Raw genomic sequence first — 24343 nt, 5'->3', positions numbered from 1 at the left:
TTTGATGCGGTGTTAAACCTTTTGTTCAAATTTTGCGTCTACTGATGGTTGCATGAACTTGTGTGTGGGAGATCCTGTATATGTCTAATGTCCCAGAAATAGCCTTGAGCAGGGCTGCTGACGGGCTGCTTACGGATGACACGATTACCAATGCCCTTAGTTTCGTGCGTCAGCACTTGGATATGGATGTGGCCTATCTGTCGGAGTTTGTCGGCGATAACCTTGTTTTTCGTGCGGTAGATGCGCCGGGGTTCGAGGAACTTGTACACGTCGACGGCCAGATTCCTCTGGATCAGGTGTATTGCCGCCATATCCTTGAAGGCAATTTACCGGAATTGATGCGCAATACGCTTGATTTTCCGCTGGCAGACCAAATCCCGGTCACGCATTCAGCCCATGTGCGGTCGCACGTCAGCGTTCCAGTGCGCAAACGCGATGGAACGCCCTATGGCATGTTCTGTTGTCTTAGCCAGCAAACAAGACCGACCCTAAATGATCGCGATCTGGAAGTGGTGCGGGTCTTTGCCAATCTCTCTGCAGACCACATCAACCAAGTGTTGGACAAAACTGTCAAAAACACTGCGATAGAAGATCGATTGAACGAAACCATCGTTAAATCCCTCTTCAAGATTGTTTATCAGCCAATTTTTGATATCTCCAGTCGCTTCCCGTCCGGTTTTGAGGCGCTTACCCGGTTTGAAGGGGAACCCTATCGTCCGCCAAATGTCTGGTTTGATGAGGCCTATAGCGTCGAAATGCAGGCTGATTTAGAAATTGCGACGATTGAGCGGGCTTTGGATGGTTTGCTGGTCCTTCCAGATGATGTGTATCTGTCAGTAAATGCCTCTCCTGAGACTGTGCAATCGGGGCGCTTGGATGCGGTTTTTGCCGGGCATGATTGCAGCCGGATCGTGCTGGAAGTAACGGAACACGCCGTTGTGGAAGACTACCATCTGCTACTGAGTGAATTGCAGCTCTTGCGCGAACGCGGCATTCGATTGGCCGTCGATGATGCAGGGGCAGGATATTCTGGTTTGCAACATATCGTACAACTGCAGCCCGACATCATCAAATTGGACATATCCCTTACAGCCAAGATCGACCGCGATGTTGTGCGCAAATCCTTGGGCAGTGCTTTGGTGCGGTTTGCGAAGGAAACCGGGGCCCGTATTGTGGCGGAAGGGATCGAAACCGAGGCCGAATTTGCAACACTGTGTAAATTGGGTGTTGATTTGGGGCAGGGCTATCTGCTGGGCAAACCGGACACATTGGAAAACGCCTGTCTTTGGTTCCAATTTGCAGGCGCCCAGAAGGCCTAGAAACCAAAAAGGGCGCCTGACCTAAATCAGACGCCCCCAATTACTTCGATAAAACTATCGGTTTTATTCTTCGGCTGCGGCCTCTTCGCCGCCATCCTCTGCGTCACCTTCAGCTGCATCATCATCAGACGAACGCAGGCTCGATGGCGCCGAGATGTTCCCGATCACAAAATCACGGTCAATTGTTGGCGTCGCACCGGACGGCAGGTCAATCGACGAGATTGTGATTGTGTCGCCAACATCCAAACCGGTCAAATCAGCAACCAGTTTTTCTGGGATATCGCCCGCGGTCACGTTCAGTTCAACTTCTTGACGGACAACCGTCAGAAGGCCACCGCGTTTGATGCCGGGGGATGCGTCTTCATTGACGAATTCAACCGGAATAAACAGGTTAACTTTCGATGTGCGCTTGAGGCGCATCAGGTCGATATGCGTCGGCAAATCTTTGACCACATCACGCTGCACACCACGGCAGATAACGCGCACGTCTTCGTTGCCTTCAACCTTGAGGTTGAACAAAGTAGACATAAAGCGGCCCGCTTTGAGCTTTTTGAGCAAAACGTTGAAGGGGATGTTGATCGATTGTGGGTCTTCGCCACCACCGTACACAATGCCAGGTACTTGCCCGTCGCGGCGAGCTTGGCGGGCGGCCCCCTTGCCTGTCCCCGCGCGTACCGTGGCGTTAAGATCTGGGATTGATCCAGCCATTGGTATTCTCCTAAAATGCGAGGCCCCCTCCAAGGGTGTGGGCCTCTGATGAAGGCCCTCCTTTAGACGAGTCTTTTGATGTTGAAAAGCCTTTATTCCCAAAGTGTTTAAAGCACTTTGAGACTGTTTGGTTCTTGCTTTGAACGGTCGTGCATGTAAATGCCAAAATCATGTCACTGACCCATGCTCTTTCCTTGTCCCGTGGACCTGCGACCGCTTTTGTTGTGGTGGGGCTGTTTTGGGGCACTTTCGCGGCATCTGTACCGGTTCTGAAGGATCAGATTGGGGCAGGGGACGCGGTTTTTGGCACGCTTTTGCTGGCAACCAGCATTGGCTTGGGTCTGGCCATGTGGGGTGCGCCTTTGCTGGACCGATTGCTGGGCGCGCAGTCAATGCGGGTGGCCACCCTCTTTTTTGGCGCGCTCTTTATTTTGCCTAGCTTGGCACAATCGCCAGCGATGTTTGCGGGTGCCCTGATGCTGTTGGGGTTGTCCTCGGGCACCTTGGATGTGGTGATGAACGCGCGGGTCTCAGACCTCGAAAGCCTGCATGGAAAGTCCCTCATGAACGCAAATCATGGCATGTTTTCAGTGGGGTACACGATTTCAGCAGTCCTGACCGGCTATGCGCGCGAGGCGGGAATGCCTTTGATCTATGTCTTTGTCGCAATGTCGGTTGCTGTAGTCATCCTGTCATTCTTTATGAAAGGCACCACCCAACCCGCAGCCCAAGACGACGGCCAAACAGGCACCAACATACTTTGGCCCGTCTTGATCTGCGGCGCAATTGTTCTGGTGGCTTTCATGACCGAGGCCACCGTCGAGGCCTGGTCAGCCCTGCACATCGAACGAACGCTGGGCGGCTCGCCTATGGATGGTGCGCTGGGGCCAGCCATGCTGGGCGTGACCATGACCATCGGACGATTTTCTGGGCAAGTTGTCACAGAACGCTATTCGGAAAATTCCGTGATCATCGCAGCGTCGATCATTTCCGCCATCGGTGCGATCGGCGCCGCCATCGCGCCCACAGCACCGCTGGCCTACCTCGGATTTGGAGTGATGGGGCTGGGCGTTTCCGTCATCGGGCCCATCGGCCTTGCGATTCTTGGCCAGCTTGTGCCGGAACACGCAAGGGTTAGGGCCGTCAGTCGCGCTGCGGTTATCGGCTTTGCAGGCTTTTTTATCGCGCCGATGGTTATGGGGTTGATCTCAGAAAGCCACGGCTTGCGCATCGCCTTTGGCTGCGTCGCCGCGTTGGTGTTGCTCGTGTTGCCTTTGGTCAAAGCGATTCCGGCAAAATCCTAGTTTGCCACCCATTTTCCTTCGAAATCTTCGGGCACCAGTAGAACATCGCGGTCCAATTCGGTCACATTTTTGCGGCCACACAGGGCCATGCTCACGTCCAGTTCTTTTTGGATGACTTCCAATGCAGCGGTCACTCCTTTTTGCCCCATGGCCCCAAGGCCGTGGATATAGGCGCGGCCAATGTGGGTGCCTTTTGCGCCCAAAGCGAGGGCCTTCAACACGTCTTGGCCAGAGCGGATTCCGCTATCGAGATGCACTTCGACCTGATCGCCCACGGCGTCCATAATCGAGGGCAACATACGGATCGAGCTGAGTGCACCATCCAACTGCCGCCCACCATGGTTCGACACCAAGATAGCATCCGCACCCAGTTTGGCAGCCATTTTGGCATCCTCTGCATCCAAAATACCCTTGAGAATGACTTTGCCGCCCCATTTTTCCATGATCCGTTCGACTTTCCCCCAATCCAGTGAAGGATCAAATTGTTCCGCTGTCCAAGCGCTAAGGCTGGAGGTGTCGCTGATGCCGTCCACATGGCCCACAATATTACCAAAATCGCGCCGTTTGGCCGACAGCATTTCAATGCCCCAGCTCCATTTCGTTGCAAGGTTTGCAATCGTCTTGGCGGTTAGTTTGGGCGGGGCTGACAGGCCGTTCTTTAGGTCTTTGTGGCGCTGACCCAGAATTTGCAAATCCAACGTGATCACCAAAGCTGAACATCCCGCCGCACGGGCTCGTTCAATCAGGCGGTCGGTGTAGTCTACATCCTTCATCGTATAAAGCTGGAACCAAAACGGCTTTTCGGTCTTTTCGGCCACGTCCTCAATGGAATTAATCGACATAGTCGACAAGGTATAGGGCACCCCAAAGGCCTCGGCTGCGCGGGCGGCTTTGATCTCGCCATCTGCATGTTGCATTCCTGTTAAGCCAACGGGCGCGAGTGCCACAGGCATGCTGACGTCCTGCCCGATCATCTGACTGGCCGTGCTGCGTCCGGTCATATCGACAGCGATCCGTTGGCGCAGCCGGATTTTTTCAAAGTCAGTCGTGTTCTCGCGGAAGGTTTGTTCGGTCCAGCTGCCTGATTCTGCATAGTCGTAAAACATCCGGGGCACACGGCGTTCATGGAGGCGTTTGAGGTCGTCGATGCAGGTGATTTTGGGCATGATTGATTCCGTAAATGCAGTAATTGGTAAAAGATAATCACCAATTTGCAGGATATTCTACAGAAAAACAAAAAATACAGTCTTTACAAGTACGATATCGTACTAAATAAAGTACAATATCGTACTAAAGGAAATTGATATGACCCTCTCACGACGTAAAACATTGGCCCTTCTGGGCGGCGGTTTCATTTTGGCCGCTGGGACGGCCACAGGCCTGCGTGTCTCGCGCAAACCGGGCACGGCCCTTGAACCTTGGCAGCAGGCTGGTGGCTATGAAGACTCGCGCATGAATGCATTGAGCTACGCGATCCTTGCCCCCAATCCACACAATCGTCAGCCTTGGTTGGTGGATCTGGCCACGTCAGATCAGATCACGCTATTGGTCGATACAAACCGGATGTTGCCCCACACGGACCCGTTTAACCGCCAAATTACCATCGGTTTGGGCTGCTTTCTGGAGGTCCTGCGCATGGCGGCCAGTCATCAAGGGCAACGTGCGGAAATTACCACGTTTCCAGACGGCTATGATGACGCCGCCCTCGATCAACGTCCGGTGGCCGTGATCAAAATGATTGCGGATCCAACGATCATTCCTGACCCGCTCTTTGACCATGTGCTTGATCGCCGGACCGAGAAAGAGCCTTATGATCTAACCCGCCGCGTTGCCCAATCGTCCCTTGATATCCTGATCCAAGCGGGGCGATCGACCACTTTGAGCGGATCCGTAGACCCTGCTGACATCGCCGCGATGCGCGCAATCTGCGAAGAGGCACTCGTCATCGAAATCGAGACGCCGCGCACCTACAAAGAAAGCGTGGATTTGTTCCGGATCGGCGCGAAGGAGGTCAACGCAAACCCAGATGGCATCGATTTCACCGGCCCACTGTTTGAGGCGATGGGGGCCACGGGCTTGTTCAGTCGCACGTCCGCCCTCGATAGCAGTACCGCAAGTTTCAAAGCGGGGATGGAGGCGGTTTTGGACAACACTCGTACTGCTATGGGCTTTGTCTGGCAGGTCACACCGACAAACACACGGCTGGATCAATTGGCGGCTGGCGCTGATTGGGTGCGCTTGCATTTGGCCGCGACAGGGGCAGGGGTTGCTGTTCAACCGCTCAGCCAAGCCCTGCAGGAATACCCTGAAATGACCCGGCTTTACGATGATGTGCACAAAAAACTGGCCCCTACTGGTGGAACCGTGCAAATGTTGGCGCGCCTTGGGTATACTGCCCCCGTGCCGCCCAGCCCGCGCTGGCCAATTGACGCAAAGATCGTGAATGCCTGATAGCCACTTGCCGCTCTATTTCGGATTTTTCAACGAAATAGGCATCTTAGAACAACTCAGTCGCGCCCGTCTTGAGGCGCGATTGCCTGATGGCTTGCTGGTGTCGCACTTTGCTGTGATCAACCATTTGATCCGCGTTCAGGACGGGCGCACGCCGGTCGAATTGGCCCGCGCGTTTCAAGTGGCCAAAACGACAATGACCCACACGCTAGGTGGTTTGGAAAAACACGGGTTTGTGGAACTGCGCCCAAACCCCGACGACAAACGCAGCAAACGGGTTTGGTTGACGCCAAAAGGGCAGGGGTTTCGAGATCAGTCGATTGCTGCAATGGCCCCCGATATGGCGCAGTTGGTCGATGTCATTCCGCCAGATGAATTGGCCCAACTTTTGCCGATCTTGCAAAAAATACGGGTGTATCTGGACGAAAGTCGAAATTAGGCGCCCGCTTATGCTCTGTGCGCCCCATCTGACAGAGTTTTCACAAATGCCAACACATTTTCGGGGCTTTGACCCTCGGCGATTTTACTCACAATAGCGGATCCTACGACTGCCCCGTCCGCCACCTTGGCGATGCCTTCGGCGGCCTCTGGCGTAGTGATGCCAAAGCCTACGATGATGGGCAGATCCGTAGCCGCTTTGATCCGCGCTACTTCTGGGGCCACATCGCTGGGCTGTGGGGCCGCAGCGCCGGTGATCCCAGTGATTGACACATAATAGACAAAGCCTGATGTGTTTTGCAGAACCTTGGGCAGGCGTTTTTCATCTGTGGTTGGCGTGGCCAAACGGATAAAGTTCAGACCGGCTGCTTGGGCTGGAATGCACAGCTCGCTATCTTCTTCGGGGGGCAGGTCAACCACGATCAACCCGTCAATGCCAGCGGCCTTGGCATCCGCCAAAAACTGCTCAACACCCCGGCTGTAAATCGGGTTGTAATAGCCCATCAGGACAATCGGCGTTGTGTCATCCTCTTCGCGGAACAGGCGCGCCATTTCCAACGTGCGTTCCAAGGTCATACCCGCTTCCAATGCGCGCTGGCCTGCCAACTGAATGGTTGATCCGTCGGCCATAGGGTCGGTAAACGGCAAGCCCAATTCGATCACGTCGACTCCTGCCGCAGGCAGGCCTTTCACAATTTCCAAGGCCGTATCAAAGTCCGGATCCCCTGCCATGACATAAGACACAAACGCTTTGCGTCCGGCGGCATTGAGTTCGGCAAATTTTGCGTCGATACGGCTCATTGTGGATCCTTTCAAGTTGCCCCCGATGTGGCGCAAAACCCAGCGGAAATCAATGCCCCCATTGACCATTGCCCCCCTGACACCCTACATGCCCCAAACGCTGTAAACGGAGGGCGCTATGGGTTTCAAAATGGGTATCGTCGGATTGCCAAATGTGGGCAAATCCACCTTGTTTAATGCACTCACCAAAACGGCCGCCGCTCAGGCCGCGAACTTTCCCTTCTGCACGATTGAGCCGAACGTGGGCGAAGTGGCCGTGCCCGATGCGCGCCTCGACAAACTGGCAGCCATCGCCAGCTCAAAGGAAATCATCCCCACCCGCATGACTTTCGTGGATATCGCGGGCCTCGTCAAAGGCGCGTCCAAGGGCGAAGGGCTGGGCAACCAGTTCCTTGCCAACATTCGCGAAGTTGACGCCATCGCCCACGTGCTGCGCTGCTTTGAAGACGGCGACGTGACCCACGTGGAGGGCCGCGTGAACCCGGTGGAAGACGCCCAAACTATCGAGACCGAATTGATGCTGTCCGACATGGAAAGCATTGAAAAGCGGCTGGTCAACATCGTGCGCAAAGTGCGCGGCGGCGACAAGGAAGCGGTCCAGCAGGAACGGCTGATGAAACTGGCTATGCAAGCACTGGAAGACGGCAAACCCGCCCGCGTGGTTGAGGTAGACGAGGACGACGCTAAGGCATGGAAGATGCTGCAACTGTTGACCACCAAACCCGTGCTCTATGTCTGCAACGTAGGCGAATCTGAAAGTGTCGAGGGCAACGCTCACTCCGCCGCCGTGGCGGCCATGGCTGCTGAACAAGGCAATGCCCACGTCATTATCTCTGCCCAGATCGAAGAGGAAATCAGCCAACTTGACGCCGATGAGGCCATGATGTTCCTCGAAGAAATGGGCCTCGCCGAGGCAGGCCTCGACCGCCTTATCCGCGCAGGCTACGAATTACTGCATCTTGAAACCTACTTTACCGTTGGCCCCAAAGAAGCCCGCGCCTGGACTATCCGCCAAGGCACTTCTGCCCCCAAAGCCGCAGGCGTGATCCATGGGGATTTCGAAAAGGGCTTCATCCGCGCCGAGACCATCGCCTACGACGATTTCGTTGAACTGGGAGGGGAGCAACCCTGCAAAGAAGCCGGCAAAATGCGCGCCGAAGGCAAGGGCTACACGGTCAAGGACGGCGATGTCCTACACTTCTTGTTTAATAACTAATGGGTCGACAGCGCCGAACAAACGCTCCGACCCGAGCCATTCACAATTGCTGGAAACGTCTGTCTATTTGATGTGCCGACGCAGGCTGCGTAAAGAATATCTTCGCCCTGCCTCTTGCCGTCCTGCCAAAATTTCTTGGGAAACTGATAACTGCCCCCCGATCTGATTTGGCTCGTTCTTGTCCATGTTCGGCTCAAAGATAGATGCGCTTGCCCTTCAGAGGTCTGCGATCCCTTGCGTGTTCCGGCTTCTGGATAGGCGGTGACCACAATGTTTAAAAGATACGCGCATTTATTGCGCACTCCCGTAAAATAAATCCACTCGCCGATTTCAGTTTCTATCTCGGTCAAGCAATGGTCCTTGCTGGTAAAGTCGTGCCCGGTGCGCAGAAGGGCCATTTGTTTGCCCGAGCATACCTGCGGATTGGCCACACCGTCTTTGACATAACACCAGCGCATTTTTGGGGGGCCTGCCATTTGGAAGTCTTGGGATCGCCCAGCTGATAGAACGGCTTTGTCGACACCGGCCACGCGGGATCCGCCAGGGCCCCAGTTGACCAAAATTGTCTTCTTGCAGGTGTTCGCAATCCGTACATAAATCGCAGTCCCATCACCAAGGACGCTTTGGATTTTGGCACATCCTGCGGCCTGCGCGGATGATGTGCCCATTACGCCAAACATCCAAACCAATAACCCAAGCGTAAAAAGTGTTTTCATCAAAGCCCCCGACTGTTCATGGTCTTGCACCAGCCTAAACGCGCCAGCACGTTTCGGGCAAGCTTTCACAGTCTTTGCATTGCAAGCTGCAAGCAGTGATTTCTGCCACTCCTTAAGTATTCAAAATGCTGCTACACTTCACAAGGATGGGAATTGGGAGCCACTCGTTATGCCGAAAAATAGTTGGAAAATCGCAGTAATCCCCGGGGATGGGATCGGGAAAGAGACCACGTCTGAAGGGGTTAAGGTCTTGGAAGCGGCCGGGAAACGGTTTGATCTGGGCTTTGATTTTACGGATCATGATTTTGCTTCGGCGGATTACTATACCCAGCATGGCCAGATGCTGCCCGACAATTGGAAAGACCAGTTGGGCGGCTGTGACGCGTTGTTTTTTGGCGCTGTGGGCTGGCCTGAGGTGGTGCCGGACCATGTCTCGCTTTGGGGCTCGCTGATCCAGTTTCGACGTGAGTTCGACCAATACGTCAGCCTGCGTCCTGCGCGTGCGATGCCCGGTGTGCCTTTGCCATTGGCTGGGCGGAAACCCGGTGACATCGATATGATGATTGTGCGCGAAAATACCGAAGGCGAATATTCGTCTATCGGTGGCAAAATGTTCCCCGGAACCGACCGCGAGATCGTCATGCAAGAAACCGTGATGACCCGCACAGGCGTTGATCGGATTTTGAAATACGCTTTTGAGCTTGCTGCAAAACGCAGTGGTCATTTGACCTCAGCGACCAAATCCAACGGGATCTCGATCACGATGCCTTATTGGGACGAGCGGGTCGCGGAGATGGCGCAGACCTACCCCGATATCGAAGTCGACAAATATCACATCGACATCCTCACCGCGCAATTCGTCCTGCATCCGGACTGGTTCGATGTTGTTGTAGCCTCCAACCTCTTTGGCGACATTCTGTCGGATCTGGGCCCTGCTTGCACTGGCACAATCGGCATCGCACCTTCAGGAAATATCAACCCTGAGGGCAAATTCCCCTCTCTGTTCGAGCCTGTGCACGGATCCGCACCAGACATCGCAGGCAAAGGCATCGCCAATCCTGTTGGCCAGATTTGGGCGGCCGCTATGATGCTGGAACATCTGGGTGCCCATGAGGCCAGTACGGGCATCATCACCGCAATTGAACGGGTGTTGTCCGAACAGGCACTGCGTACGCCAGACCTAGGGGGGCTTGCCGATACCAAAACATGCGCCGCAGCAATAGCCGATGCCGTGTTGGATATCGCCTGAATGGTCGCCTCGCGTTTCCTGAAGGGGTTTGAGGTTCAAAAGGCCAATCTGCCCGGCATCGACATCACCTATGCGACTGCGGGAACGGGGCCGCCGATATTGCTGTTGCACGGACACCCGCAAACCCACGTGGTTTGGCGCAAGGTTGCCCCGCGGTTGGTCCAAGCAGGCTACAGCGTCATTGCCCCCGACCTGAGGGGGTATGGCGACAGCGATAAACCGGAAAGTGACGAGGTACATTACCCCTATTCCAAGCGGGTTATGGCGCAGGATCAAATCGCTTTGATGGCGCGTCTGGGGTATGAGACATTTTCAGTTGTTGGCCATGATCGCGGAGGCCGCGTTGCCCATCGGTTGGCGCTTGATTATCCACAAGCTGTCAAGCGTTTGATCGTTTTGGATATTGCGCCGACCCAAACCATGTACGCGCAAACAGATCAGGAATTTGCGACCCGGTACTTTTGGTGGTTTTTCTTGATCCAACCAGACGGGTTACCCGAAAAGATGATCGGATCGGACCCGGAATATTTCTTGAGGCGCCATATCGCAGGGCAAGTTAAAATCCCGGGATCAGTTGATGACGACGCGATCCTAGAATACCTGCGCAGCTACAAAAATCCCGCCACCATTCATGCAATCTGCGAAGACTACCGCGCCTCAGCTGGTATTGATTTAAAGCACGACGCAGAGGACGCGGATGCGCGCATCACGGCCCCGCTTTTGGCCATTTGGGGGGCAAAAAGTGTGGTTGGCGCGCTTTATGATGTAGCGGCCACATGGCAAGAAAAGGCAACCCAAGTTACCGGTGTTTCCCTTGCCTGTGGCCATGCAATTCCGGAAGAGGTGCCTGATGAACTGACGGCCGAGATTTTGGATTTCTTTTCAACGCCGTAGGAGTGTGACGTCCGCACTGCATGTGTCGTGCGCAGAGGGCTATGGCCGGATCTGATCCAACATGATCGCGATTGTGACCTGCCTGCAAAGTGGTATACCAGTTTGAAAAGTGGATCTGTATGACCCAAGCCACAGAAAACACAACGCCCAGCACCGCTCGGATCTTCCAGATTGCGTGGCCCTTGGCGCTGCGGGCTGTGATCATGTTTTCCGCTGTTTTGATCGACCTCTATTTCGTCTCGTCTTTGGGCGAGGAAGCCGTGGCTGCCATCGGCCTTTCGGGCGCCATCGCAGGGCTCTTGATGGGCATAGTTTTTGCATTTTCAAACGCTGCACAGGTCAAGTTGGCTCAGGCTGTGGGCACAGAAAATCCGCTGGCAATCAAAACGGCTTTGGTCAACGGATTTATCATTAATATCGTTTTGGCCGGTATTGGCATTGCTACCTTATTGATCTTAGCGCGTCCTATCGTTGATTTCATCGCTCACTCTCCAAAAGTAGCGGCCTTAGCTATGACCTATATGCGCATCTTTTTCATTATGATCGCAGCTGAGGCCGTGGGTCTGATCTTTGGTAGTTTCTTCAACGGGGACGGGCGCACCAAAATCCCGTTCTATAGCTTTTTGATCGCTTTCCCTCTGAACATTCTGGCTACATATGTGCTGGTTTTTGGTCATTTTGGCATGCCTGAATTGGGGGTTGCTGGTGCGGCCTGGGGCACCGCGCTGGCAGCGATTGTGCGGCTTTTGGTTTTGGCCGCGGTGTTTTGGTCATCAGATCGAGCTTTGATTAAATTGCCCGGTTGGATTGATGCGGATCGCTGGATGTCATTGCGCGAACAAGTGCGGTTCGCATGGCCCATCGCCGCCACATTCATCAGCATGAATTTTGCGGCCAACACCTGTACTTTGATCTATGCAAACATGAACATTCATCAATTCGCAGCCATGACCCTGATCATGCCATGGGTGCGGATTGCGGGTTTGATCTCATACTCTTGGGCGCAGGCGACTGGGATTTTGATGGCGCAGCTGCTTGGCAAAACGGTTTCATCTGAGGCGCTCGACGCGTTCTTGTTGCGCGCGCGGCGCGCCATAGTGGTGTTGGCCGTCATTGTGTCATTGACCTACGTCGGCATCGTTTTTGCCACCCAAAGGATTTATGTAGATCTTGATGCGCAAACACGCACTGCGTTGTTCAGTTTTTTGCCGGTGTTGCTGATAATTCCGTTCCCTCGCGCGTTAAACGCCCTTTGCGGGAACGTTTTGCGGGCTGCCGGAGATACGCATTATTCGATGCGCGTCCATGTGGGAGCCCAATGGTTAATCCTTGTGCCCGTGACCGCCGTGTTTGTCTTGCTTTTTGATCTGCCAGCAGTGTGGGTTTTTGCGGTTTATTTACTGGAAGAGGCTACAAAATTTATTCCATTTCACCAGCGGATCCGCAGTGGTAGCTGGCATCACGTACAACACAATTAAACTTCTCATGTGATCTTACGGACTTAGGTCACAATCCCTGATCCCCGAACCGGCCTAGCATGTCCTAGACCCCTGCAAAATTAGCGTGTTTTCCCCCTTGCGAGACAAGCCTTGCGCAGATACACCCACCAGCGGAGACGTGGCCGAGTGGTCGAAGGCGCTCCCCTGCTAAGGGAGTAGGCGAGGAATCGTCTCGAGGGTTCGAATCCCTTCGTCTCCGCCATTTACTTTGATATCTACCACGTCGAAGTGGGGCGGTGCGTTAGGTTCAAGGGCGTAGCTTTGTACTTTGTTGCAGCGACAGACTTGTCATATCTTGAAAAGCCAAACTATGTTTTTGTGCAGGACACCGGCGCACGGGGTCCAGGCCGTGAAACCAAGGGAACGCCCATGACCCATACCCGCATTCGAAAATTCAACACCAAAGATACCTATCCTGAGCAAGCCCTTGATAACGATCTGTGTCAGGCAGTGGTCACGTCTGGTGGCAAAACAGTTTGGCTGCGGGGGCAATGTCCGCAAGACCTGGATGACGCAAAGAATATCGATAGCCATGATCCGGTTGAGCAGACCCATAAGGTGATGCAAAATATCAAACAACTGATCGAAGAGGCCGGCGGCGAGATGGATCATTTGGTCAAAGTTGTTGTCTACATCACTGATGTGCGGCACCGCGAGGCGATCTATCAGACCATGGGCGAATATCTGAAGGGGGTGCATCCGGTTTCAACTGGACTGGTCGTGCAGGCCTTGGCGCGTCCGGAATGGTTGGTGGAAATCGATGGTACGGCTGTCATCCCGGACGGCTACCGACCATGACGTTTTCGCTGGTTGCGCGCTGCGCTGAAACGGGGATGTTTGGGATTGCGATCGCCTCATCCTCGCCTGCTGTGGCGGCGCGATGTGCCTATACCCGTGCAGGCGTGGGGGCCGTGGCCAGTCAGAACATAACCGACCCGCGCCTTGGTCCAATGGTGCTTGAATTGATGCATTGCGGAATGTCGGCGCATCGGGCAATCGCGGAACTACAAAACACGGCGCAACATTTGGCCTACCGGCAGGTGCTGGCCATTGATGCAAATGGCGACACAGCGATCCATTCTGGCCCAAATTCGCTAGGTGTTTGGACCGACGCCGCGGGACGAAACGTGCAAGCCGCCGGGAACCTTTTGGCCAACGAGGACGTGCCGCAGGCGATTGTGGAAGGTTTTGAACAGGTCAGCGGCCACCTGGGCGACCGGTTGATCGCAGCCATGCATTCAGGACTTGCCGCAGGCGGCGAGGCTGGCCCGATCCATTCTGCCGGTCTACAGATTTGTGATACGGTGCCTTGGCCCGTAGCTGATTTGCGCTGCGACTGGACAACCCAGTGCCCGATTGAAACAATTGCCAGCGCTTGGGACGTCTACAAACCGCAGCTAGACGCCTATGTGCAGCGCGCGCTTGATCCTAGAGAGGCGCCCAGCTACGGAGTGCCCGGCGATGAATGAACATGCCCCGATCAGCTGGTTGGAAGCCGAACGTATTGAACAAATGCGCCACGTGTTGGCCCAGACGGCGGCGGCCCCTGACGACGCGCCCGTAGGCCTTCCGGGGCATTTTTACACGGATCCGTCCTTTTTCAATTTCGAATGCCAAACGGTTCTGCGCCGCAGTTGGCATTGCGTGGGGCGGGTCGATGAATTCGTAGCAACAGGCGATTACCTCACGCTGAATTTGCTGAACGAGCCCTTGCTCATTGTGCGTGATGGCGCGGACATCATTGCCTTGTCCAATTTGTGTCGTCACCGCGGCATGCCCTTGGCCGAGGGGCAGGGCAATGCCAACCGCTTTGTGTGCCGCTATCACGCATGGGCGTATGGGACGGACGGGGCGCTATTGCGTGCGCCACGGATGAAAAACGCGGGCTTTGATCCCAAAACCTGCAGGTTAGGCCGCTTCCCATGTGTGCAGCGGTTTGGGTTTGTTTATGTCTGTCTGGTCGACGATCCGCCAGACATCGATGTGGAGTTGTCCGGGCTGGACAAGGTCATCGGGCAATATGAACCGGACAAACATACCATCGTGCATAGTGCCGCCGAGGTCTGGCAGTGCAATTGGAAGGCTTTGGTTGAGAACTTTATGGAAGGGTATCATCTGTCTGTGGTGCACCCGCAGACCTTGCACGGATACACACCAACGGGTCTTAGCCGCAAAGGCCCCAATGGCCCGGGCTACACCAGTTACTTTGCCAACTACCCAGCCAATACGCCCCCGCGTGGCGAAGGGGCAGGGGGCCTAAGTCAAGAAGAACGGCACCGATCCAGCCTGTTTGCAGCCTTTCCCTGTCAGGTGGTCAGTGTGGCAGCCTCGCTATTGGTGTCTCTTAGCATTCGACCTTTGACACCCACATCGATTGAAGTGCGTTGGACCATGTCGGTTTATGGCGACAGCCTTGACGGCGACACAATCGATGCCCGCATTGCCCTCTGGGACGAAGTGAACCGTGAAGATCGCGAGAAACTGGAGGCCATGCAAGCCGCTTTGGGATCGGTCTTTGCCACTGGCGGTCCTTTGGCAGAAGACGACTACGAGGGAACGATACGGGACTTTGTGTTGTGGCTGGCACGGCAAGTTGCGGCCTGAACAAGCCCTGCTGCGGTGTGGGTATTGAACACGCTGTTAGAGTCCCTCAACAAGGCGCGCCAAAAGCGCGTCCAACATGCTGTCGCATGCTTCTAATTCACTGATTTCAATAAATTCGTCGGGCTTGTGCCCCTGATCCATGGAGCCAGGTCCACAGACAACAGTGGGCACGTCTAACACAGACGAAAACAAGCCGCCTTCGGTGCCAAAAGCCACTTTGATCGTATGGGTCGTTTGGGTCAGCTCCTGCATAAATCCCACAACCGCGGCAGACGAATCCGTTACCAAAGACGGGTAGCTGTTGGTGATCGAGATCGTGGTATTGGCCTGCGGAAATTGGGGCCTTAGCGCCGCCAAATAGTCCTCAGTCCGTGCCTCTATTTGCGCCAGTATCGTCTTTGGATCATCTCCCGCAAGATGCCGAATTTCGAACATGAATTCTGCATGGTCTGGCACGATGTTCAAGGCGGTCCCACCAGTCATCGTGCCCACATGCACGGTGCTGTAGGGCACGTCATAATCATCGTCTTGGACCCCTGTGCTGGCAATCGTATCTTGCAATTCGCGAAGGAACCCAATGATGTCGCAGGCCATATGGATGGCATTCAGCCCTGTGGGCGCAAGGGCGGAATGTGCCGCATGCCCAGTCGTTGTGACTTTAGCTGCAGTTTTGCCTTTGTGACCGGTGGCGACCTGCATCAAAGTAGGCTCGCCCACAATGCAAAACTGCGGGCGAAACGGGGCATCTGCCAGCATATCGATCAACGATCTGACACCGATACAGCCCACTTCCTCGTCATAAGACAGGGCAAGGTGGAGCGGCGTTTTCAGCGTCATTTTGCTGGCCTTTAAGGCCGCCATCATCGTGCAGGCCACAAAGCCTTTCATATCCGCTGTACCACGACCAAAAAGCTTGCCGTTGTGCCCCGTCATCTCAAACGGTGGGGTCGCCCAGTTTTGACCTGCCACGGGCACCACATCCGTGTGGCCAGATAACAAAACGCCCGCACAATCCCGCGGTCCAACAGTGGCATAAAGGTTCGCTTTTTTGCCCGTCTCATCTTGGATTAGCGTGACATTCGCGCCTGTGGATTTAAGAAAATCTGCACAAAAGGTGATCAGATCGATATTAGGATCCGCGCTGATGGTTGGAAAACTTATCAGCCGCGCCAGCAGGGACTGGGTGGTCCAGTCTTGGGCCGTCATGGCCGTGCCGCGATATGGGCTGCAAGGTTTTTGGCATCCACCCAAACACCCCAAATGAACGATGATCCGCGCATCGACAGCCATGGAAGGCCAAGAAAGTAAATGCCCGGCACTTTGGAAACGCCGGCTTGATGCTGCGGCTTCCCCGCCGCGTCAAAGGCATCCACCTGCAGCCAACTGAAATCCTGCGTAAACCCCGTGGCCCAGATGATCGTCTTGATGTCCTTTGCTGTCAGATCCAATTCCCTGATCGGATGCGTCATGCAGTCGGGGTCGGGTGCAATAACACGGGCCTCGGGGTCCAGCGGCAGATCGATCCCTTCGCGCGCGACATAGGCGTCGGCTTCGTCCAAAACGGACAAATAGTTGGCATCGCCATTTGCAATGTTCTGGGCAAGGTCTGGCGCGAACTGCAAGGCACCATTGCTGTAGGTTTGGGTCATGCCCAACAGGGTCATACCTTTGGCGGCAAAGCGTCTGAAATCAACGGTTTGGCCCCCATTGGCACCGCTCACGGCGATGGTGACATGTTCGGCCCCAACGGGTGGCGATTTCATTTGCCATTTGCCCAACACGCCCAGCCACCAGACAAAATCCTTGCCGCGATACCGGCGCGGCGGGCGATCATGAGCCCCGATTGAAAGATAAACATCGCGGCCGCTGTCGCACAGCTCTTCGGCAATTTGGCTGCCAGAGGATCCAGCGCCCACGACCAAAACACCCCCATCGGAAATATCATGTGGCGAGCGATAAGCGGTTGAATGTATTTGGGTCAGCCCGTCTTGGGCAGGGACGACGGGCGGAATCGCTGGTTTTTGAAATGGGCCGGTCGCGGCCACCACGTGACGGGCATGATAGTCGCCGTCGGATGTGACCACATCAAACCCTGTGCCATCTACCCGCTTGGTCACTTTGTGCACCGTTACACCGCAGCGGATCGGCACAGATTTTTCTTCCACGAATTCCTCGAAATATGACACAACACTGTCTTTGGTCGGAAAATCATCAGGGCCGCAGTCGGCAAATTCCTTGCTTGGAAAACGGTCGTGCCACGCGGGCCCATTGGCCACCAAGGACGACCATCGGTCTACCCGCCACCGCTCGGCAATGCGGGCGCGTTCCAATACAAGGTGTTGAATCCCCTGACTGGTCAAGTGTTCACTCATCGCCAGTCCAGCCTGTCCTCCGCCCACGACAAGTGTATCAATTTGTTCAGTCGGCATCGGGTTCCTTTGACGCGAAATTTGGTGGCTTTGGTCAGCCTAGCAAACAGGCGCGTCAGCTCAAACACCGAAATGCGCGCTAAAGGTCTGTGTCGTCTTTTGGCGCAGCCTGCTCGTGGGTTTTGAGTGACGACTGCGGCTATTCAGCCCCAACAAAAAGTTGCGCAGCACCTTTGCATTTCGCAAGGTAGCGACAGCGAGAAGGGGAGATAGATGGCCGATCAACAGCGTGATTTGGAATTTCTGAGACGCACCATTGTCCTAGCTGACGAGGCGGTGAGCGAAGGCAACCACCCCTTTGGCGCTGTGCTCGTGTCAGCCGAGAACCAGATCTTGGCCGAGGGTAAAAATTCCTACAAAATCGACAAAGGACCCGGTCATGCGGAAACGAACTTGGCCCGCGAAGCGGCCCGAAACTTTGATGAAGCCACGCTAAGAGCCGCGACTTTGTACACATCCGTAGAACCCTGTTCGATGTGCTCTGGCAGCATTTATTGGGCTGAGATTGGTGCAGTGGTGTTTGGAATGACCGAGCGGCGCTTGGGCGAATTAACAGGTGATGATCCTGAAAATCCGACCCAAGATCTAGAATGCCGGGTGATTTTCGCCTCTGGGCAACGCCCTGTAGAGGTCCGTGGACCCTATTCAGAACTTGAGGACGAAATCGCAGCTCAACATATCGCCTTTTGGAAAACCGAATGACGGCAATGACGCTTACTTTGACGGGGCGATTGCAGGCCGAGGGGGCAATGCCGTGGTTTCTACACCGGGGGCGGTTGCTGAACTTAGTGGGGTGGATCACCCGGCAGGATGACCGCACGATCGCAATGGTTCTTTCGGGTCCTGCGGATCTTTTAGATGCAATGGAAGTTGCCTGTAGCCTTGGTCCGGCCGATGTTTGGGTCGAAAGCTACACCCGCAGCAGCTATGAATTTGAGACGCTTCCAGAGGCGCTTACAATTCGAGAAAGCGCTTAATTTTTCAGCATATCTACGCTTTTTGAGCAATTCCTTTGGGTGCAAAGCTGTTCAACGCTCGCGAATCTCGTAACATCTGCGTGGGATAGTGGGGATGAAGATGAACGGTACACCTGTCGGTCTGTCACGTGATTTAGCGGCAAAAGGCGTCATGCGAGCTGAGGTGCAGCAGCACGATGTGGTGGTCTGGCGCGGCCCCGATGGCGATCTTCATGCATGGAACAATCGTTGTCCGCATCGTGGGATGCGTCTTAGCCACGGGTTCGTGCGTGGTGACAAACTGGCCTGCTTGTATCATGGTTGGCATTACGGAAAGGGGGGCGGTTGCGCCTATATACCGGCCCATCCTGATCTTGAACCGCCCGCAACGATTACCGCACAGGTCTATAATGTCGCAGAAACGGATGGTGTGATTTGGGCCGACGTTGATGAATTGCCCACAGCCCCGCGCGCAGATGTGGCGATGGTACCGCTGCGCAGCCTTGCGTTTTCCAGCACTGCGCAAAGCGCTTTGTCGGCCCTTGCCGCCGAACCTTTTGGGGATGACGTGCCGCAGAACGTTGCCCCCGCAACCTTGATGGTGGGCGGCCTGCGTGTCACCGTTTTTGCAAGCACGCTTGGGCCGCATACGACCCTTGTCCACATATGTGTCGAGGCGACCGCGTCATTACCCCGGCTCAAGGCCCTGTCGCGGTGGGCTGAGGCCGCGCGGCGCACGTCAGAGGGCCAAACCGTATGAGCATGTCCTACGCACAAAACGATTGGTACGTCGTCGGCGATATTCACAAGTTAGCCAAAGACTTGCCGTATCAAACTGCTTTGCTCGGGCAGTCGATCACAGTTGGGGGCACGGCCCAAGATCCTCGGATAACGACGGAAGACGGGACAGTGCTGCCGGTTCTTTTGCAATATGATCACCTCTGGACAAGCTTGGGCGCCGACCCGAGGCCCTTGTTCGAGATCGCTGAGGCCCAGCAAAGCACGCGCACATTTGTCCCTTGCGGCGGTGTCACTGTGCGCTGTTCGCCCTTGCGCGCCGTTGAAAACTTCCTTGATATCGCGCATTTTCCCTTCGTTCACACGGGTATCCTCGGCGAAGAACCAAACACCGAAGTGCACCCCTATAAGGTCGAAATTCGCGAAGATGTGGACGAGGTTTGGGCGACCCAAATCGGCTTTCATCAGCCCCAAGCGGCAAAAAGTGCGACCACCTCTATCGAGACACAATATCAATACCGCGTGCCTGCGCCGACGACCGCTGTCCTCTATAAAACCTGTCCGCCAAAGCCCACGGAATGGGATGTTATTGCGATATTTGTACAGCCTTTGGCCGAAGATCATTGCATCGCGTGGCCTTGGATGGCGCTATTTGACGACGTGACGCCCTATGCGGAATTGGTGCAATTCCAGCAGGAAATCTTTTTGCAAGACAGATCGATCTTGGAAAACCAAAAGCCTACTCTGCTGCCCCTTGATCCAAAACTTGAAATCCCGACGCGCTGCGATCTGACCTCTGTGGTATATCGCCGTTGGCTCAAACGTAAGGGCGCGACTTACGGCGCGCTGACGACTGCTGCATGAGTTTTACGCTTTATAACTACGTCCTTTCTGGGAACTGCTACAAAGTGCGGCTGATGGCAGCGCTTTTGGGCGTGGAGTATGAAACCGTATCTGTTGATTTCTATCCGGGCTTTGAACATCGCACGCCCAAAATGTTGGCGTTGAATCCGGCTGGAACACTGCCGGTTCTCACCTCTGGCGATATGGTTCTGACCGAAACCCAAGCGATGCTTATGTGGCTGGCGCTGGAATATGATTCAACAGGCCAATGGTTGCCACAAGGTGATGCACAACAAACGGCAGTGTTGATGGAATGGCTGGGTTTTGCTGGCCGATTGACCCAAAGTGCGGGCCTTGCGCGTCTGCATGATATGCTGGGGTGGGACACCGACGGACCAGTGGCCAAAGCCGCCGCCACACGGGATCTGCGGGCACTTGAATTGCACCTGACCGACAGAGTTTTGGAAGGTGGGCTTTGGATTGCAGGTGATCTGCCGACCATCGCGGACATCGCGTGCTTTCCTTACGTGGCACTTAGCCCCGATGCAGGGCTCGATCACGACGGGTATCCCGCGATCCGAAATTGGCTTTATGCGATCCGTGGTTTGCCCGGATTTGTGGCCATGCCGGGCATCCATTACCTGCACGAAGACCCGCGAGGCAGTGATGGCTGAACCGCTTTTGGATATCTCGGGAGTGACCAAAACCTATGGTCGCACAGTGGCCAATGAGGATGTAGAGTTTCAAGTGGATGCAGGCCGCATTCATGCAGTTCTGGGCGAAAACGGGGCTGGTAAATCCACGCTGATGAAGGTGATTTATGGTGTCACCAAACCTGATGCTGGCACTGTGAACTGGGAAGGCCAACCTGTTGATATCGCATCGCCTTCAGAGGCGCGCAGGCTTGGCATTGGGATGGTATTCCAGCATTTCTCGCTGTTTGAAACCCTGACGGTAACCGAAAACATCTCGCTTGCTGTACCGGGCAATAAGGCCGATCTGGCGCGTCGTATTCGCGAAGCCTCTGCGCGCTTTGGCTTGGACGTTGAACCAGATGCCCATGTGCACCAATTGACCGTTGGCGAACGCCAAAGGATCGAAATTCTGCGCTGCGTCTTGCAAGAACCCAAGCTGATTATCTTAGATGAACCCACCTCGGTTTTGCCGCCGCAGGGGATCCTAAAGCTGTTTGAAACGCTCAAAACGCTTGCCTCAGAAGGCATCGCAGTGGTGTTTATCTCGCACAAATTGGATGAAATCCGGGCCCTTTGCGATAGTGCGACTATCATGCGCGCAGGCCGCGTCGTAGGCGTGGTGAACCCTAAGGAAGAAAGCGCCAAAAGCCTGACCCAACTGATGATTGGGCAAGAGGTTGCCGCCATGTCACCGCGCAGTTCGGCCAAAGCGGGTGCAGATGTGATGCAGGTCAAAGCCATGTCGCTGGAGCCGGAAAATCCCTATGCGCCAAAGTTGAGCAACCTCAGTTTGACCCTCAAGGCCGGTGACATTTTGGGCATTGCAGGTGTTTCGGGCAATGGCCAAGGCAGTTTAACCCGTGCTTTGGCTGGTGAAATACGTACGCAAACGGACGTCATTACCCTGCAAGATCAACCTGTCGGCACCTTAGGGCCAGAGGCGCGTCGCCGTTTGGGCCTGCATTTTATTCCAGAAGAACGACTTGGGCGCGGCGCCGTGCCGGAACACAGCCTGTCGGAAAACACTGCCCTGACGACTTTTCATTCTGGGCTGTTATCACGCGGGTTTTTGCGCCTGTCCAAGCGGCGGGCCCGCGCACAACAGGTGATCACCCGGATGGATGTGCGCTGCAGCGGTCCCGATGCCGCGGCCACCTCTTTGTCTGGCGGGAACTTGCAAAAATTCATCGTCAGCCGTGAAATGGAGTTGGCGCCAAAGGTCCTGATCGCCGAACAACCAACTTGGGGCGTTGATGTGGGGGCTGCGGCGGCAATTCGTCAGCGGCTGCTGGATTTGCGGGATCAAGGGGTGGCGATCTTGATCGTCTCTGAGGAATTGGAGGAGTTGATGGAGATTTGCGACCGCATCCAAGTGATGTTTCGCGGGCAATTGTCAGCGCCCGTCGGAGTTGGTCAAACCAGCATTGATCACATTGGTCTTGCCATGGCTGGCGAGTTTGACGCGTTGGAGGCCGCCCATGCGTAGGTTGGTCTTGGAACCGCGTGAGACCAACTCGATCCTTGTGCCTTTTCAGGTGGCGGTTCTGGCTCTGCTGCTTACAGCACTTTGCGGGGCGATCCTTTTTGCGATCTACGATGTGAACCCGTTGAAAGGCCTGCATGCAGTCTTTGTTGAACCCTTGCAAAGCACCTATGGGATTGGGGAGGTCCTGCTAAAGATGGCCCCATTGCTGCTGATCGCCCAAGGTCTGGCTATCGGATTTCGCGCGCAGGTTTGGAACATTGGGGCCGAAGGGCAGCTCATTCTGGGGGCGATCGCGGCTTCGGTTTTGGCCATTCAGTTCGATGGAACCTCATCGCCGTTGCTGCTGCCTGCGATGGTTTTGGCAGGTATGGTGGCGGGTATGGCGTGGGCCGGGATTGCCGCGTTTTTGCGCACGCAGTTTAATGCCAACGAGATTTTGGTGACCTTCATGCTGACCAGCGTCGCCTTGCAATTGCTGTACTACCTTGTCACAGGGCCGCTGAAGGACCCAATGGGGTTCAACTTTCCGCAATCCATCAGCTTTGGATCCTCGGCCAAGTTCGACATTATTATTGAGACCACGCGCGCCAACGCGTCGCTGTATATTGGGCTGTTTGTGACGGCCCTAGCGACGATTTTTGTCCGATTCAGCTTTGCCAATTACAAACTTTCTGTCGGGGGATTGGCCCCGGGCGCTGCGTTTTATGCAGGGTTTTCATCCAAACGCGCCATTTGGGTCGCCCTTTTGGTGTCAGGCGGCGCTGCAGGTCTCGCCGGTGTGGGCGAAGTCGCAGGCCCCTTGGGGCAACTTCAACGCAACATTTCGCCCGGCTATGGGTATGCAGGGATTATCGTGGCGGTCTTGGGCGGATTACACCCCATTGGGATCCTGTTCGCCGCGGCCATTATGGCGCTGGTCTATGTCGGTGGCGACTTTGCATTATTGTCCGTTGGCGTGCCTGACGCGGTCACAGAAATCCTGCAGGGTATTCTACTGATCTCATATCTGGCGTGCTCGCTGCTGTTGACCATGCGCATGCGCTGGGTCCGAGAGGGGGTCGTCTGATGGATGTTCTGATCTTTATGGTGAGCGGTACTTTGGCTGCTGCGACCGCCTTAATTTTTGCCGCTATGGGGGAACTCGTCGCTGAAAAGTCAGGCATGTTGAACCTCGGCATCGAGGGCATGATGGCCACAGGTGCAGCCATGGGATTTGTCGCGGCCACAGTGTCGGGGTCTTACATAGTAGGGTTCCTAGCCGCTGCTGTTTTGGGGGCGCTGCTGTCGTTGGTTTTCGCTGTGCTTACCTTGGTGTTTCGGGCCAATCAAACTGCGTCGGGGTTGGCGATTGGCATCCTAGGGCTTGGCCTGTCCTCGGCCATTGGCAAGAAATTCGAAAGCATGACCCTGCCGGGTGTGCCAGATCTGCCCCTTGGGTTTCTGGCAAAAATTCCAGTGATTGGTCCGATGTTTTTCCAACTGGACGTCATGGTTTACGTGTCGATCTTGCTGGTCTTTGCAACGTGGTATGTGCTGAACCGCACCAAACTGGGCCTGATCATCCGGGCTGTAGGGGAGAACCCGCAAAACGCGCATGCACTGGGATTAAAGGTGGTTTGGATCCGCGCGGGATGTGTCGCCTTTGGCGGAGCGATGGCTGGCATCGGTGGGGCCTATATGTCGACGGCGTACACACCGCTGTGGGCTGAAGGCATGATCGCAGGACGCGGTTGGATCGTTGTCGCCCTCACTGTGTTTGGCACTTGGATGGTGCCGCGTGTTGCATTTGGTGCCTATCTTTTCGGCTCTATTTCGCTTTTGGAACTTTCAATACAAGCTCTGGGTGTAAACGTGTCCAGTCAGCTTATGTCGGCGTTGCCGTATCTTGTCACGATTGTCATGCTCGCCCTGATCTCGCGCAACACGTTGTTTATCCGACTCAATAGCCCAGCGAGCCTTGGGGCCACATTTAAACTCTGACGAAACCAACAAAGGGG

25 protein-coding genes and 1 tRNA gene are annotated in these 24343 nt (G+C 55.1%); 20 read left to right on the top strand and 6 right to left on the bottom strand.

What is annotated here, in order from left to right; genetic code table 11:
- Positions 1 to 80 precede the first annotated feature (80 nt).
- Positions 81 to 1319 carry a sensor domain-containing phosphodiesterase gene (locus tag ACIRQ6_RS12805; protein WP_420860992.1) on the top strand — a complete coding sequence of 413 codons (1239 nt, stop codon included), beginning with the start codon at positions 81 to 83 and terminating at the stop codon, positions 1317 to 1319.
- 63 nt (positions 1320 to 1382) lie between these two features.
- On the opposite strand, the gene ACIRQ6_RS12800 is transcribed toward ACIRQ6_RS12805, so the two are convergent.
- Positions 1383 to 2027, bottom strand: a complete 645-nt coding sequence (locus tag ACIRQ6_RS12800) for a 50S ribosomal protein L25/general stress protein Ctc (RefSeq protein ID WP_420860991.1) — start codon at positions 2025 to 2027, stop codon at positions 1383 to 1385.
- A 170-nt stretch (positions 2028 to 2197) separates the two neighbouring features.
- On the opposite strand from ACIRQ6_RS12800, the gene ACIRQ6_RS12795 reads away from it, so the two are divergent.
- On the top strand, positions 2198 to 3331 hold the full coding sequence (locus tag ACIRQ6_RS12795) for an MFS transporter (RefSeq protein ID WP_420860990.1): 1134 nt from the start codon (positions 2198 to 2200) through the stop codon (positions 3329 to 3331).
- Here ACIRQ6_RS12795 and ACIRQ6_RS12790 read toward each other — a convergent pair.
- Entirely contained in the window at positions 3328 to 4497 is a 1170-nt protein-coding gene (locus ACIRQ6_RS12790; protein WP_420860989.1) for an alpha-hydroxy acid oxidase, read from the bottom strand. The genes ACIRQ6_RS12795 and ACIRQ6_RS12790 overlap by 4 nt on opposite strands.
- A gap of 139 nt (positions 4498 to 4636) precedes the next feature.
- Between ACIRQ6_RS12790 and ACIRQ6_RS12785 the strand changes: the two genes are divergently transcribed.
- Both ACIRQ6_RS12785 and ACIRQ6_RS12780 read left to right on the top strand, forming a co-directional pair.
- Complete coding sequence (locus ACIRQ6_RS12785) at positions 4637 to 5782, top strand: Acg family FMN-binding oxidoreductase (RefSeq protein WP_420860988.1); 1146 nt, start codon at positions 4637 to 4639, stop codon at positions 5780 to 5782.
- Positions 5775 to 6221: a MarR family winged helix-turn-helix transcriptional regulator gene (locus tag ACIRQ6_RS12780; protein WP_420860987.1), complete on the top strand. Its 447-nt coding sequence runs from the start codon at positions 5775 to 5777 to the stop codon at positions 6219 to 6221. Before ACIRQ6_RS12785 ends, ACIRQ6_RS12780 begins: the two co-directional genes overlap by 8 nt.
- An 8-nt stretch (positions 6222 to 6229) precedes the next feature.
- Here the strand turns inward: ACIRQ6_RS12780 and trpA are convergent, their stop codons facing one another.
- The gene (trpA, locus tag ACIRQ6_RS12775; RefSeq protein WP_420860986.1) at positions 6230 to 7021 is read right to left on the bottom strand and encodes a tryptophan synthase subunit alpha; all 792 of its coding nucleotides are present in this window, start codon (positions 7019 to 7021) and stop codon (positions 6230 to 6232) included.
- Between the two features lie 118 nt (positions 7022 to 7139).
- Here trpA and ychF point away from each other — a divergent pair, with 118 nt between their 5' ends.
- Positions 7140 to 8237, top strand: a complete 1098-nt coding sequence (gene ychF / locus ACIRQ6_RS12770; protein WP_420860985.1) for a redox-regulated ATPase YchF — start codon at positions 7140 to 7142, stop codon at positions 8235 to 8237.
- Here the strand turns inward: ychF and ACIRQ6_RS12765 are convergent.
- Positions 8234 to 8953, bottom strand: a complete 720-nt coding sequence (locus ACIRQ6_RS12765) for a hypothetical protein (protein ID WP_420860984.1) — start codon at positions 8951 to 8953, stop codon at positions 8234 to 8236. The two genes, ychF and ACIRQ6_RS12765, sit on opposite strands and share 4 nt — an antisense overlap.
- Before the next feature lie 169 nt (positions 8954 to 9122).
- On the opposite strand from ACIRQ6_RS12765, the gene ACIRQ6_RS12760 reads away from it, so the two are divergent.
- The 7 genes from ACIRQ6_RS12760 (at position 9123) to ACIRQ6_RS12730 (ending at position 15199) form a co-directional block, all read left to right on the top strand.
- Positions 9123 to 10202, top strand: a complete 1080-nt coding sequence (locus tag ACIRQ6_RS12760) for a tartrate dehydrogenase (RefSeq protein ID WP_420860983.1) — start codon at positions 9123 to 9125, stop codon at positions 10200 to 10202.
- Complete coding sequence (locus ACIRQ6_RS12755; protein ID WP_420860982.1) at positions 10203 to 11096, top strand: alpha/beta fold hydrolase; 894 nt, start codon at positions 10203 to 10205, stop codon at positions 11094 to 11096.
- A gap of 119 nt (positions 11097 to 11215) precedes the next feature.
- Complete coding sequence (locus ACIRQ6_RS12750) at positions 11216 to 12574, top strand: MATE family efflux transporter (protein WP_420860981.1); 1359 nt, start codon at positions 11216 to 11218, stop codon at positions 12572 to 12574.
- 133 nt (positions 12575 to 12707) lie between these two features.
- Positions 12708 to 12797, top strand: a tRNA-Ser gene (locus ACIRQ6_RS12745).
- A 167-nt stretch (positions 12798 to 12964) separates the two neighbouring features.
- The gene (locus ACIRQ6_RS12740; protein WP_420860980.1) at positions 12965 to 13393 is read left to right on the top strand and encodes a RidA family protein; all 429 of its coding nucleotides are present in this window, start codon (positions 12965 to 12967) and stop codon (positions 13391 to 13393) included.
- Complete coding sequence (locus ACIRQ6_RS12735) at positions 13390 to 14064, top strand: DUF1028 domain-containing protein (RefSeq protein ID WP_420860979.1); 675 nt, start codon at positions 13390 to 13392, stop codon at positions 14062 to 14064. The genes ACIRQ6_RS12740 and ACIRQ6_RS12735 overlap by 4 nt, the downstream gene beginning before the upstream one ends.
- The gene (locus tag ACIRQ6_RS12730; protein WP_420860978.1) at positions 14057 to 15199 is read left to right on the top strand and encodes an aromatic ring-hydroxylating oxygenase subunit alpha; all 1143 of its coding nucleotides are present in this window, start codon (positions 14057 to 14059) and stop codon (positions 15197 to 15199) included. Before ACIRQ6_RS12735 ends, ACIRQ6_RS12730 begins: the two co-directional genes overlap by 8 nt.
- Positions 15200 to 15235: 36 nt before the next feature.
- Here the strand turns inward: ACIRQ6_RS12730 and argE are convergent, their stop codons facing one another.
- Together argE and ACIRQ6_RS12720 are read right to left on the bottom strand one after the other, a co-directional pair.
- Positions 15236 to 16489 (bottom strand): acetylornithine deacetylase, encoded by a 1254-nt coding sequence (gene argE, locus ACIRQ6_RS12725; RefSeq protein WP_420860977.1) that lies wholly within the window; start codon positions 16487 to 16489, stop codon positions 15236 to 15238.
- A complete protein-coding gene (locus tag ACIRQ6_RS12720) occupies positions 16402 to 17628 on the bottom strand; it encodes a flavin-containing monooxygenase (protein WP_420860976.1) in 1227 nt (408 codons plus the stop codon). Before ACIRQ6_RS12720 ends, argE begins: the two co-directional genes overlap by 88 nt.
- A 213-nt stretch (positions 17629 to 17841) precedes the next feature.
- Between ACIRQ6_RS12720 and ACIRQ6_RS12715 the strand changes: the two genes are divergently transcribed.
- The 8 genes from ACIRQ6_RS12715 to ACIRQ6_RS12680 all read left to right on the top strand — a co-directional run bounded on the left by ACIRQ6_RS12715 (position 17842) and on the right by ACIRQ6_RS12680 (position 24326).
- Positions 17842 to 18330 (top strand): nucleoside deaminase, encoded by a 489-nt coding sequence (locus ACIRQ6_RS12715; RefSeq protein ID WP_420860975.1) that lies wholly within the window; start codon positions 17842 to 17844, stop codon positions 18328 to 18330.
- Positions 18331 to 18335: 5 nt separating this feature from the next.
- Positions 18336 to 18605 (top strand): hypothetical protein, encoded by a 270-nt coding sequence (locus tag ACIRQ6_RS12710; protein ID WP_420860974.1) that lies wholly within the window; start codon positions 18336 to 18338, stop codon positions 18603 to 18605.
- 100 nt (positions 18606 to 18705) lie between these two features.
- On the top strand, positions 18706 to 19344 hold the full coding sequence (locus ACIRQ6_RS12705) for a Rieske 2Fe-2S domain-containing protein (RefSeq protein ID WP_420860973.1): 639 nt from the start codon (positions 18706 to 18708) through the stop codon (positions 19342 to 19344).
- Entirely contained in the window at positions 19341 to 20186 is an 846-nt protein-coding gene (locus ACIRQ6_RS12700) for an aromatic ring-hydroxylating dioxygenase subunit alpha (RefSeq protein ID WP_420860972.1), read from the top strand. The genes ACIRQ6_RS12705 and ACIRQ6_RS12700 overlap by 4 nt, the downstream gene beginning before the upstream one ends.
- Positions 20183 to 20839, top strand: coding sequence for a glutathione S-transferase family protein (locus tag ACIRQ6_RS12695; RefSeq protein ID WP_420860971.1), 657 nt, complete (start codon positions 20183 to 20185; stop codon positions 20837 to 20839). Before ACIRQ6_RS12700 ends, ACIRQ6_RS12695 begins: the two co-directional genes overlap by 4 nt.
- On the top strand, positions 20832 to 22346 hold the full coding sequence (locus ACIRQ6_RS12690; protein WP_420860970.1) for an ABC transporter ATP-binding protein: 1515 nt from the start codon (positions 20832 to 20834) through the stop codon (positions 22344 to 22346). The genes ACIRQ6_RS12695 and ACIRQ6_RS12690 overlap by 8 nt, the downstream gene beginning before the upstream one ends.
- Complete coding sequence (locus ACIRQ6_RS12685) at positions 22339 to 23412, top strand: ABC transporter permease (RefSeq protein WP_420860969.1); 1074 nt, start codon at positions 22339 to 22341, stop codon at positions 23410 to 23412. Before ACIRQ6_RS12690 ends, ACIRQ6_RS12685 begins: the two co-directional genes overlap by 8 nt.
- Entirely contained in the window at positions 23412 to 24326 is a 915-nt protein-coding gene (locus ACIRQ6_RS12680) for an ABC transporter permease (protein WP_420860968.1), read from the top strand. The genes ACIRQ6_RS12685 and ACIRQ6_RS12680 overlap by 1 nt, the downstream gene beginning before the upstream one ends.
- The last annotated feature ends 17 nt before the right edge of the window (positions 24327 to 24343 follow it).

It is taken from the genome of Algirhabdus cladophorae (genome assembly GCF_044772865.1).
GTDB classification, from domain to species: domain Bacteria; phylum Pseudomonadota; class Alphaproteobacteria; order Rhodobacterales; family Rhodobacteraceae; genus Algirhabdus; species Algirhabdus cladophorae.
This window is presented reverse-complemented; position numbering and strand designations above follow the sequence as displayed.

What these genes read in the sequence shown, in the direction of transcription:
- ACIRQ6_RS12715 (WP_420860975.1), top strand. Translation starts at nt 17,842, where the DNA reads ATGGCCGATCAACAGCGTGATTTGGAATTTCTGAGACGCACCATTGTC.
- ACIRQ6_RS12785 (WP_420860988.1), top strand. Translation starts at nt 4,637, where the DNA reads ATGACCCTCTCACGACGTAAAACATTGGCCCTTCTGGGCGGCGGTTTC.
- ACIRQ6_RS12790 (WP_420860989.1), bottom strand. Translation starts at nt 4,497, where the DNA reads ATGCCCAAAATCACCTGCATCGACGACCTCAAACGCCTCCATGAACGC.
- ACIRQ6_RS12740 (WP_420860980.1), top strand. Translation starts at nt 12,965, where the DNA reads ATGACCCATACCCGCATTCGAAAATTCAACACCAAAGATACCTATCCT.
- ACIRQ6_RS12710 (WP_420860974.1), top strand. Translation starts at nt 18,336, where the DNA reads ATGACGCTTACTTTGACGGGGCGATTGCAGGCCGAGGGGGCAATGCCG.
- ychF (WP_420860985.1), top strand. Translation starts at nt 7,140, where the DNA reads ATGGGTTTCAAAATGGGTATCGTCGGATTGCCAAATGTGGGCAAATCC.
- ACIRQ6_RS12755 (WP_420860982.1), top strand. Translation starts at nt 10,203, where the DNA reads ATGGTCGCCTCGCGTTTCCTGAAGGGGTTTGAGGTTCAAAAGGCCAAT.
- ACIRQ6_RS12720 (WP_420860976.1), bottom strand. Translation starts at nt 17,628, where the DNA reads ATGCCGACTGAACAAATTGATACACTTGTCGTGGGCGGAGGACAGGCT.
- ACIRQ6_RS12765 (WP_420860984.1), bottom strand. Translation starts at nt 8,953, where the DNA reads ATGAAAACACTTTTTACGCTTGGGTTATTGGTTTGGATGTTTGGCGTA.
- trpA (WP_420860986.1), bottom strand. Translation starts at nt 7,021, where the DNA reads ATGAGCCGTATCGACGCAAAATTTGCCGAACTCAATGCCGCCGGACGC.
- ACIRQ6_RS12695 (WP_420860971.1), top strand. Translation starts at nt 20,183, where the DNA reads ATGAGTTTTACGCTTTATAACTACGTCCTTTCTGGGAACTGCTACAAA.
- ACIRQ6_RS12680 (WP_420860968.1), top strand. Translation starts at nt 23,412, where the DNA reads ATGGATGTTCTGATCTTTATGGTGAGCGGTACTTTGGCTGCTGCGACC.
- ACIRQ6_RS12805 (WP_420860992.1), top strand. Translation starts at nt 81, where the DNA reads ATGTCTAATGTCCCAGAAATAGCCTTGAGCAGGGCTGCTGACGGGCTG.
- ACIRQ6_RS12750 (WP_420860981.1), top strand. Translation starts at nt 11,216, where the DNA reads ATGACCCAAGCCACAGAAAACACAACGCCCAGCACCGCTCGGATCTTC.
- ACIRQ6_RS12730 (WP_420860978.1), top strand. Translation starts at nt 14,057, where the DNA reads ATGAATGAACATGCCCCGATCAGCTGGTTGGAAGCCGAACGTATTGAA.
- ACIRQ6_RS12735 (WP_420860979.1), top strand. Translation starts at nt 13,390, where the DNA reads ATGACGTTTTCGCTGGTTGCGCGCTGCGCTGAAACGGGGATGTTTGGG.
- ACIRQ6_RS12685 (WP_420860969.1), top strand. Translation starts at nt 22,339, where the DNA reads ATGCGTAGGTTGGTCTTGGAACCGCGTGAGACCAACTCGATCCTTGTG.
- ACIRQ6_RS12780 (WP_420860987.1), top strand. Translation starts at nt 5,775, where the DNA reads ATGCCTGATAGCCACTTGCCGCTCTATTTCGGATTTTTCAACGAAATA.
- argE (WP_420860977.1), bottom strand. Translation starts at nt 16,489, where the DNA reads ATGGCTGTCGATGCGCGGATCATCGTTCATTTGGGGTGTTTGGGTGGA.
- ACIRQ6_RS12800 (WP_420860991.1), bottom strand. Translation starts at nt 2,027, where the DNA reads ATGGCTGGATCAATCCCAGATCTTAACGCCACGGTACGCGCGGGGACA.
- ACIRQ6_RS12690 (WP_420860970.1), top strand. Translation starts at nt 20,832, where the DNA reads ATGGCTGAACCGCTTTTGGATATCTCGGGAGTGACCAAAACCTATGGT.
- ACIRQ6_RS12700 (WP_420860972.1), top strand. Translation starts at nt 19,341, where the DNA reads ATGAGCATGTCCTACGCACAAAACGATTGGTACGTCGTCGGCGATATT.
- ACIRQ6_RS12705 (WP_420860973.1), top strand. Translation starts at nt 18,706, where the DNA reads ATGAACGGTACACCTGTCGGTCTGTCACGTGATTTAGCGGCAAAAGGC.
- ACIRQ6_RS12795 (WP_420860990.1), top strand. Translation starts at nt 2,198, where the DNA reads ATGTCACTGACCCATGCTCTTTCCTTGTCCCGTGGACCTGCGACCGCT.
- ACIRQ6_RS12760 (WP_420860983.1), top strand. Translation starts at nt 9,123, where the DNA reads ATGCCGAAAAATAGTTGGAAAATCGCAGTAATCCCCGGGGATGGGATC.